Source organism: Collimonas fungivorans (assembly GCF_028292705.1).
GTDB lineage: Bacteria > Pseudomonadota > Gammaproteobacteria > Burkholderiales > Burkholderiaceae_D > Collimonas > Collimonas fungivorans_B.
Window position 1 is genome coordinate 1 of the sequence record NZ_JAQGLV010000188.1, and the last position, 9,187, is coordinate 9,187.

Here is a 9,187-nt window from a genome sequence, read left to right on the forward strand (position 1 = left end):
CCCATCAGGTATAAAACAATTGTCAAAGGAAAAACACCGTACAGCAAAAACGTCATCACACCGGCAACTGGAGTAGCCTCTGTAATTGCCATCATGAAGACGACGTAAATCCAGGCGATGGCGACGATGTACATTTTGGTTCCTGCTTTAGAGTCAATCCGATAAAAGATACACGAAAATAAGCCAAAACAACGGTCACAGCATGAATACGCCTAATTTTTCCGTCTTCGATCCTGCCGCATTGTCGCAACTTTCGCAGCAGTTCAGCCAAGCATTCAATCCCCAATTCTTCCAGCAGCTCAGCCACATCGCCGATCCCGGCATGTTCCTGGGTTTCAATCCATCGGCGCCAAACCAGAACGGCACGGCAGGTTTCGGCGAGCTCGGCATTTCGCTGGACCCGGCGGTACTGGAAAAGCTGCAGGCGGAATACACGCAGCAGCTGTCTGCGCTGTGGAAGGACATGCTGGCGGCGCGCATTCCCGCCATCGCCGACCGCCGTTTCAGCGCTGCGGCCTGGCATGGCAATCCGGTGTATGCCTTCAATGCGGCGGCGTACCTGCTGAACGCCCATTTCCTGACAGCGATGGTCGAGGCGCTGGATGCGCCGCCCAAGATCAAGCGCAAGATCGGCTTTACCGTGCAGCAGATGATAGACGCCATGGCGCCGTCCAATTTCCTGGCGACCAATCCGGCGGCGCAGCAGAAAATTGTCGAAACCAATGGCGAAAGCCTGACCAAAGGCATTGCCCAGATGATCGCGGACATGCACAAGGGCCGGGTGTCGCAGACCGACGAGTCGGCGTTCGAGGTCGGCAAGGACGTGGCGACCACCGAAGGCGCCGTGGTATTCGAGAACGACTTGTTCCAGCTGATCCAGTACACGCCGCTGACCGCCAAGGTGTACCAGCGGCCGTTGCTGATCGTGCCGCCGTGCATCAACAAATTCTACATCCTTGACCTGCAGCCGCAGAACTCGCTGGTGCGCTACGCGGTGGAGCAGGGGCACAGCGTGTTCCTGGTTTCCTGGCGCAACGCCGACGAGTCGCTGGCGCAGACCACCTGGGACCAGTACGTAGTCGACGGCGCCATCCGGGCGATCCAGGCGGTGCAGGACATATCCGGCCAGGACAAGATCAATACGCTGGGTTTCTGCGTCGGCGGCACGATCCTGTCGACCGCGCTGGCAAAGCTGGCGGCGGAAAAGAACAACCCGATCGCTAGCCTGACCCTGCTCACCGCCTTCCTCGATTTCAGCGACACCGGCATCCTCGACGTCTATATCGACGACATGCAGATCCGCATGCGGGAGCAGGCCATCGGGCAGGGCGGCCTGATGCCGGGGCGTGAATTCGGCTCCGCGTTTTCCAGCTTGCGTCCCAATGACCTGCTGTGGAATTATGTCGAATCGAATTACCTCAAGGGCGAGCAGCCGACGCCTTTCGATCTGTTGTACTGGAACGCCGACAGCACCAACCTGCCGGGTCCGATGTTTTGTTATTACCTGCGCCACATGTACCTGGACAATTCGCTCAAGGACGCCGGCAAGCTGACGGTAGGCGGGCAAAAGATCGACCTCGGTAAGATCGATGCGCCGGCTTTCATCTATGCCTCGCGCGAAGACCACATCGTGCCCTGGGCTTCGGCCTATGCCTCGGTGTCCCTGCTGAATCCTAAAAAGCCGAAGCAGAACCGTTTTGTGCTGGGCGCTTCCGGCCATATCGCCGGCGTGATAAATCCGCCGGCAAAGAAGAAGCGGAGTTATTGGACGAACAAGACAGTCGTCGCCGATGCCGATGCCTGGCTGGCGGCCGCGGTTGAACATCCCGGCAGCTGGTGGACCGAATGGGCGGAATTTTTATCCGGGCATGCAGGAAAACAGGTGGCCGCGCCGCGCAAATTAGGAAATACTAAGTACGACATCATCGAACCGGCGCCGGGCCGGTATGTCAAAGTCAGAGCAGAATAAAACGCAGCGAGAAGACTGTCGGGGAAGCGGTAGCCAGAAAGCAGATGGATTTTTTGAATTGTTTTTTTGAAGGAGACAAGAGATGGCAAAGCGAATCGTTTATGTGACAGGGGGAATGGGCGGCATCGGTACCCCAATTTGTACTCGTCTTTGCACGGATGGCTACACCGTGGTTGCCGGCTGCGGGCCGAATTCCACGCGTAAGGATAAATGGCTGGCCGACATGCGCGCCAAAGGTTTCGATATCCACGCTTCGGAAGGCAATGTCTCCAACTGGGAATCGACCAAGGCAGCGTTCGAAAAGGTCAAGGCGGAAGTCGGCGAAGTCGACATCCTGATCAATAACGCCGGCATTACCCGCGACGGCCAGTTCCGCAAGATGTCCAAGGCCGACTGGGATGCTGTCATCGACACCAACCTGAATTCGCTGTTCAACGTCACCAAGCAGATCATCGACGGCATGGCGGACCGCGGCTGGGGACGGATTGTCAATATTTCATCGGTCAACGGCCAGAAGGGCCAGTTCGGCCAGACCAACTACTCGACCGCAAAAGCCGGCATCCACGGTTTCACGATGGCGCTGGCGCAGGAAGTGGCGACCAAGGGCGTTACCGTCAATACCGTGTCGCCAGGTTATGTTGGCACCGACATGGTGCGCTCGATCCGGCCCGACGTGCTGGAAAAGATCGTCGCCGGGATTCCGGTGAAACGCCTGGGCGAACCGGAAGAAATCGCATCCATCATCTCCTGGATCGTGTCGGAAGAAGGCGGCTATGCCACCGGTTCCGACTTCTCCCTGAACGGCGGCCTGCACATGGGCTGATGCCCCTGCTGGTGTCAGCTCCCGTGTGGATTGTCTTGCAATCCACACGGTTTATTGCGTATGCTTGCTTGTATTGCAATGCAATAAAACTCCCTGCACTGTCTTGGCACGTGCATATAATGGAGATGTACTGTAGCAAATGTCGATTGCTAAAGTAATAAATATAAAATGCGTTATGGGCGCAGCAACCTGGGACTGAAATGACTACACCAAAAAAGATGTCTGAACGTTTGATCAAGAAATATCCGAATCGTCGCCTGTACGATACGCAAACCAGTTCATACATTACCCTGACGGACGTCAAGCAACTGGTGCTGGACAACGAAGAATTCGTTGTGCTGGACGCCAAGACCGAGGATGACCTGACGCGCAGCATCCTGCTGCAGATCATCCTGGAAGAAGAGTCGAACGGCACGCCCATGTTTTCCAGCGCAGCGCTGTCGCAAATCATCCGCTACTACGGCCACGCCATGCAGGGAATGATGGGTTCATACCTGGAAAAGAACATCCAGGCCTTCATCGATATCCAGAACAAGCTCACTGAAAATTCCAAGGGTTTCTACGAAGGCAAGCCCTTCAGCCCGGAAATGTGGGCGCAGTTCATGAATGTCCAGGGGCCGATGATGCAAGGCATGATGAGCAACTACATCGAGCAGAGCAAAGGCCTGTTCATCCAGATGCAGGAACAGATGCAAAACCAGACCAAGAACATGTTCGGCACTTTCCCGTTTGCACCGCCGCCGCCGGACAAGACAAAAAAATAATCATTCGCTCAAGCCTTGCACAGGTTTTTAGAAGCCTTGCAAGGTAACCATGGCGGTGGAAGGGGTACAATAGCGACTTTGCTTTGACCCCACCTCCCGCCATGTCCAACGTCATTTCCGCAGCGCCTGCTGCACCCGCTGCCGCACCTGCAGTCGCCCCCAAAGTCGGTTTCGTCTCTCTTGGTTGCCCTAAGGCACTAGTCGACTCCGAACAAATCCTGACCCAGCTGCGCGCGGAAGGTTATGAAACTGCCAAGTCTTATCAAGGCGCGGACCTGGTGATCGTCAATACCTGCGGTTTTATCGACGCCGCGGTGCAAGAGTCGCTGGACGCCATCGGCGAAGCCCTGAGCGAAAACGGCAAGGTCATCGTGACCGGCTGCCTGGGCGCCAAGAAAGATGCCGACGGCGACGACATCATCCACAAGATCCACCCGAAAGTGCTGGAAGTGACCGGCCCGCATGCGGTCGGCGAAGTCATGTTTGCCGTGCACAAGCACCTGCCCAAGCCGCACGCGCCGTTCTTTGACCTGCTGCCGCCGCAGGGCGTCAAGCTGACGCCCAAGCATTTCGCCTACCTGAAAATCTCGGAAGGCTGCAATCATCGTTGCAGTTTTTGCATCATCCCGTCGATGCGCGGCGACCTAGTGTCGCGCCCGATCGCCGATATCATGCTGGAAGCCGAAAACCTGTTCAAGGCCGGCGTCAAAGAGCTGCTGGTGATTTCGCAAGACACCAGCGCCTACGGCGTCGACGTCAAGTTCCGCATGGGCTTCTGGAACGGCAAGCCGGTCAAGACCCACATGACGCAGCTGGTCACCGCGCTCGGCGAACTGGCCGCGCAATACGGCGCCTGGGTGCGCCTGCACTACGTTTATCCATACCCGCACGTCGACCATATCATCCCGCTGATGGCGGAAGGCAAGGTGCTGCCTTACCTGGACGTGCCGCTGCAGCACGCCCATCCCGATGTGCTCAAGCGCATGAAGCGTCCAGCCAGCGGCGAAAAGAATATCGAGCGGATCCAGGCCTGGCGTGCGATGTGCCCGGACCTCACCATCCGCTCCACTTTCATCGCCGGCTTCCCGGGTGAAACCGAGGCCGAATTCGAATACCTGCTGGATTTCCTGAAAGAGGCTGAAATCGACCGCCTCGGCTGCTTCGCCTATTCGCCGGTGGAAGGCGCCACCGCCAACGCCTTGGACAATCCGGTGCCGGAAGAACTGCGCGAAGAGCGCCGCGGCCGCGTGATGCAGCTGCAGGAAGAAATTTCCAAGAAACGCCTGCAAGCCAAGGTCGGCAAGACCATGCGCGTGCTGATCGACTCGGTCGACCGTAATGGCGGCGTCGGCCGTTCCAGCGCCGATGCGCCGGAAATCGACGGCGTGGTGTACGTCAAGCCGCCGTATGAACCGCACAAGAAGCTGGTGGTTGGCGAGTTTGTCGATGTCACCATCACCGCCTCCGACGCGCATGATCTGTGGGCTGCTGCATGATGGCAGGGAAGTTTGCTGTTGTACTGACGCTGTTGACCGGTTTTGGCGCTGCGCCGGTGTTTGCGGATAATGGGAATGCTGTTGTTGTACCCACAACGACGGCAGGAGCGCAAGATCTGTTCGCCAGGCCGCTGACCTTGCGCGGCACGCTGGGCGATGCGCAGATCGAAATGCATCTGCAGCTGAAACCGGATCCGACCGAGGGCATCCAGGGCAATTACGTGATTGCCGGGCAGCCCGCCAAAATCCTGCTGGCCGGCGAATCGGACAATACCGATGTCATCATGGAAGAATCGATCAACGGCAAGGATGTCTCTGGCGAGTGGGCCGGCAAATTGGTCGGCAATATTTTCAGCGGCACCTGGTCTACTACCGACGATGCGGTGACCAAACCTTTCGCCTTGACTGTCCAGGCCGCCAGACCCGTCAAATAAAACCATCACTGAACATGGCAAAAAAGAATTCTCAAACCGCATTGATGCACAGCGATTACACCGCGCCGGCAGGTTTTGACGCGTTTCCGGTGGCGATTCATCACGCCTCTACCGTGCTGTTCAAGAATGTCGCGGCAATGCGCGCGCGCGAGTGGCAGGAAAAAAACAGCTATACCTACGGCCTGCACGGCACGCCAACCTCGTTCACGCTGGAAGCACGCCTGGCGGAAATCGAAGGCGGCCAGCACTGTCTGCTGGCGCCCAGCGGCTTGGCGGCGATCACCATGGTCGACCTGGCCCTGCTGAAGAGCGGCGATGACGTGCTGCTGCCGGACAACGTGTACAACCCCAACCGCGAGCTCGGCAACTGGCTGTCCAAGGACTTCGGCATTACAGCGCGTTATTACGACCCCATGATCGGCGCCGGCATCGCCGGCCTGATCCAGCCGAACACCCGCCTGGTCTGGACCGAGGCGCCGGGTTCGGTGTCGATGGAAGTGCCGAACCTGCCCGCCATCTGCGCCGCCGCGCACGCCAAGGGAGTACTGGTGGCGATCGACAATACCTGGTCGGCCGGCCTGGCTTTGCGCGCTTTCGACCTTGGCGTCGACATCGTGATGCAGGCGCTGACCAAATATCAGTCGGGCGGATCGGACGTGCTGATGGGCGCGGTGATCACTCGCGATCCTGCCTTGAACCAGAAGCTGCAGATGGCGCACATGCGGCTCGGTTTCGGCGTCGGCATGGACGATGCCTACCTTGTCTTGCGCAGCCTGCCGACCATGAAACTGCGCTTCGACGCGCACGACGCCGGCGCGCGCACGGTCGCCGCCTGGCTGCAGCAACAGCCGCAGATTAGCCGAGTGCTGCATCCGGCTTTTGCGGACTGCCCGGGGCATGAAAACTGGAAGCGCGATTTCACCGGCGCAGGCGGCTTGTTTTCGGTGCTGTTCGATGCAAGCTACAGCGAAGAACAGACCGACCGTTTCGTCGATAGCCTGAAACTGTTCAAGATCGGGTACAGCTGGGGCGGCGCCAACAGCCTCTGCGTTCCTTACCGGATCCAGGGCATGCGCAAGAACTGGCAGGACCAGGGCACGCTGGTGCGCTTCAATATCGGACTGGAAGATCCGCAGGACCTGATTGCCGATATCGAACAGGCTTTTGCCTCCATGTAGAAGGGTAGTTCCGGTTGCAACCGGTAATGGCCATGGATAAAGTAAAAATGCCGACCCAAGCAGGTCGGCATTTTTGTTTGCATGTCAGCGAGGTAGCGGGGGATTTTCTAAAAGATAATAGCCAAATCCTAGCGTTGATCTGCCTGCCTCCTGATAATTGTCATACCAGCGCCGGGCCCGCTCGCCAAAGGCCGTGGCGTCCGGATCCTCCGGACAGGCCGCCACATGACGCATCATTGTCTGGTAGTACAAACCTTCGTATTGATCCCACTCGTCATCGCTGCTAATCGTAGACGTCAACAGCTTGTAGCCGTGCGTCAGCGCATGTTGGGTATTCTGCGAATGGCTGGTGAGTTCGTCCCGCGTCGCACCGAGAATGGCAAGATACTGGTCCGAAGGCGACTGTTTCCAATAACCTTCGCCAATCAGCAGCACGCCACTTGGCTTGAGCCATTGCATGCTGGTAGCCAGGCAACGTTCAAAACCGCCGAAGACATGGCTTGATCCGATGCAGATAATGGCGTCATAACCGTCGGTTGGAAGCGGATGACGTTCAACCCGGTTTTCGATAAGAGTCAGGCGGGGATCGTTCGGATTGCTGGCCGCCCATGAGCGTGCAGCTTCAGCCAGGAACTGCGAATTGATGTCGACGCCGACGCCGCGCACCGGCATCGACTGCAGCAACTCACGCAGCAGTGCGGCTTTGCCGCATCCGGCATCCAGCACCAAGGCATTTTGGGGCAGATTCAGTGCGGCTATTAGTTCGCGGGCCTTGGCTGGCGAAAGAGGGCAGCAGTAGCGATGATCGCTATGCGCGATCGTGGTGTATTTGAATTGATCTTGGGAAGAAGCGGTCGTGCTCATGTATTCCTTTAAAGTGTTTGGTTTTGATTTCACTCATTAAAGAAATACAAGTTTTCATACCCGCCTCCAGATCGTTGTGTGGTTTATCGTCCATCATAAATCGTCAAGCCAGGCGCTGCAACATGTAGACAGCGTCGGCCGGGCCGGCAGGCAGCTGATAACTGGCCAGGTCTTCCCTGGCTGGGGAATGCAGTACTTCCACCGGGGCATAACCCAATGCGCTCCAGAATGGCTGCGATTGCTGCACCGAGACCAGCGCACTCCATCGCAATCCATTTGCCTGTGCGTGTTCCAGCGCAATGGTCACCAGGGTATTCGCCGCCCGCAGGCCGCGCGCACCGGGTGCAACCGCCAGGTCATGCAGGTACAGGCAGTCCGGCGCCGCCGGGATCTTGAACGGATGGTCCAGCGCGGTGACGACATCCTTGCTTGAAGGGTAGCTGAACAGATAGGCGCTGGCGCCTTGCCCGTGTCCTGACCAGATCCAGCAGGTGGCCGGGGTCAGGGCGAGGCGAGTGCGGAATACGGCTTCCGATTCCAGCATCAGGGGCGGATAGCATTCCGCCTGGATCTGCATGACGGCAGGGATGTCCTTGCTGGACATGACCCTGACCGCGCCGTAGTTTGCCGCAGGCTGTTTTTCGATAGCCGGGATCAAGCAGGCATTGCCTTATTGTCATTCAAATCCACGATGCCCTTGATCAAGCGATAGCCCTTCCACAGCCAGGCAATTCCCCACACGGCGAAAGCCAGCGGGATGCCGAGCACTGTCAGGAACAGGGCGCCGCCGACCACCATCCACAGCAGATACCACCAGAATGAGCGGATTTGCCAGTTATGGTGGCTGTACACGAAGGTATCCGCGGCATCCGAGCGTTTGACATAGTTGATGATCAAGGGAATCCAGGAGAGCGCCCCCAGGGAAAACAGCAGGCTGGCGGCATGAAACAGGTAGAGCCACCAGGCAAGGTTCTTTTCCGAATGCAGCTTGCTGTCGAAGACTAGTTCTTGTGCCATGACTATCCTTTACGTTAAGAGAGGCGCTGGATCCCTCGCGAATTACGCCAATATGGGTAAGATGCCATCCAAACCGACAAAATTCAAGGCCACGCTAGCTTGTGCCCGTACTACCGGCTTGGCGCGGAAGGCGACCGACAGGCCGGCGATCTTCATCATGGCGAGGTCGTTGGCGCCGTCGCCCATGACAATCGCCTGGCTGGGAGCGATATTCAGCCCGGCGCAGACGCGTTCAACCGTCAGTTTCTTCTCCTCGGCGTTGACGATGCCGCCCAGCACCTTGCCGGTCAGCTTGCCGTCGACGATTTCCAGCACGTTGGAATGGGCGAAATCGAGTCCGAGAGCGGCTTTCATGTTGTCTGTAAAGAAAGTGAAGCCGCCCGACACCAGCAAGGTCTTGAGGCCGGCCGCCTTGACCGCCGCCAGCATGTTTTCCGCGCCCGGCGACAACTGCAGTCGTTCATCCAGCACCCGCTGCAGCGCTGTCGCATCCAGGCCCTTGAGCAGGGCCACGCGCCGGGTCAGGCTTTCATTGAACTCCAGTTCGCCGCGCATCGCCGCTTCGGTAATTGCCGAGACTTGCGGCTTCAAACCCTGCATGTCGGCGATTTCATCGATGCATTCGATCGTGATCAGGGTCGA

10 protein-coding genes are annotated in these 9,187 nt (G+C 58.0%); 6 read left to right on the top strand and 4 right to left on the bottom strand.

The features are described from left to right. Window positions 1-202: 202 nt before the first annotated feature. From phaC to JWQ61_RS10205, 6 genes are all read left to right on the top strand, one after another. Window positions 203-1,969, top strand: coding sequence for a class I poly(R)-hydroxyalkanoic acid synthase (gene phaC, locus JWQ61_RS10180; RefSeq protein WP_304360431.1), 1,767 nt, complete (start codon window positions 203-205; stop codon window positions 1,967-1,969). An 82-nt stretch (window positions 1,970-2,051) separates the two neighbouring features. Further along, window positions 2,052-2,792: a 3-ketoacyl-ACP reductase gene (locus JWQ61_RS10185; RefSeq protein ID WP_304360432.1), complete on the top strand. Its 741-nt coding sequence runs from the start codon at window positions 2,052-2,054 to the stop codon at window positions 2,790-2,792. Between the two features lie 200 nt (window positions 2,793-2,992). Continuing rightward, window positions 2,993-3,556 carry a polyhydroxyalkanoate synthesis repressor PhaR gene (phaR, locus tag JWQ61_RS10190; RefSeq protein ID WP_014005763.1) on the top strand — a complete coding sequence of 188 codons (564 nt, stop codon included), beginning with the start codon at window positions 2,993-2,995 and terminating at the stop codon, window positions 3,554-3,556. Window positions 3,557-3,657: 101 nt separating this feature from the next. Then, window positions 3,658-5,052 carry a 30S ribosomal protein S12 methylthiotransferase RimO gene (rimO, locus tag JWQ61_RS10195; RefSeq protein WP_304360438.1) on the top strand — a complete coding sequence of 465 codons (1,395 nt, stop codon included), beginning with the start codon at window positions 3,658-3,660 and terminating at the stop codon, window positions 5,050-5,052. Then, window positions 5,049-5,486 carry a hypothetical protein gene (locus tag JWQ61_RS10200; protein ID WP_304360433.1) on the top strand — a complete coding sequence of 146 codons (438 nt, stop codon included), beginning with the start codon at window positions 5,049-5,051 and terminating at the stop codon, window positions 5,484-5,486. Before rimO ends, JWQ61_RS10200 begins: the two co-directional genes overlap by 4 nt. Window positions 5,487-5,500: 14 nt before the next feature. Beyond that, window positions 5,501-6,664, top strand: coding sequence for a cystathionine beta-lyase (locus tag JWQ61_RS10205; RefSeq protein WP_304360434.1), 1,164 nt, complete (start codon window positions 5,501-5,503; stop codon window positions 6,662-6,664). An 84-nt stretch (window positions 6,665-6,748) separates the two neighbouring features. Here the strand turns inward: JWQ61_RS10205 and JWQ61_RS10210 are convergent, their stop codons facing one another. The 4 genes from JWQ61_RS10210 to serB all read right to left on the bottom strand — a co-directional run. Continuing rightward, window positions 6,749-7,528: a class I SAM-dependent methyltransferase gene (locus JWQ61_RS10210; RefSeq protein WP_304360435.1), complete on the bottom strand. Its 780-nt coding sequence runs from the start codon at window positions 7,526-7,528 to the stop codon at window positions 6,749-6,751. 103 nt (window positions 7,529-7,631) lie between these two features. Then, entirely contained in the window at window positions 7,632-8,186 is a 555-nt protein-coding gene (locus tag JWQ61_RS10215; RefSeq protein WP_304360436.1) for a GNAT family N-acetyltransferase, read from the bottom strand. After that, on the bottom strand, window positions 8,183-8,545 hold the full coding sequence (locus tag JWQ61_RS10220; RefSeq protein ID WP_061539827.1) for a hypothetical protein: 363 nt from the start codon (window positions 8,543-8,545) through the stop codon (window positions 8,183-8,185). The genes JWQ61_RS10215 and JWQ61_RS10220 overlap by 4 nt, the downstream gene beginning before the upstream one ends. 42 nt (window positions 8,546-8,587) lie before the next feature. Further along, a partial coding sequence (gene serB / locus JWQ61_RS10225) for a phosphoserine phosphatase SerB (RefSeq protein ID WP_304360437.1) occupies window positions 8,588-9,187 on the bottom strand: 600 nt, incomplete at its 5' end.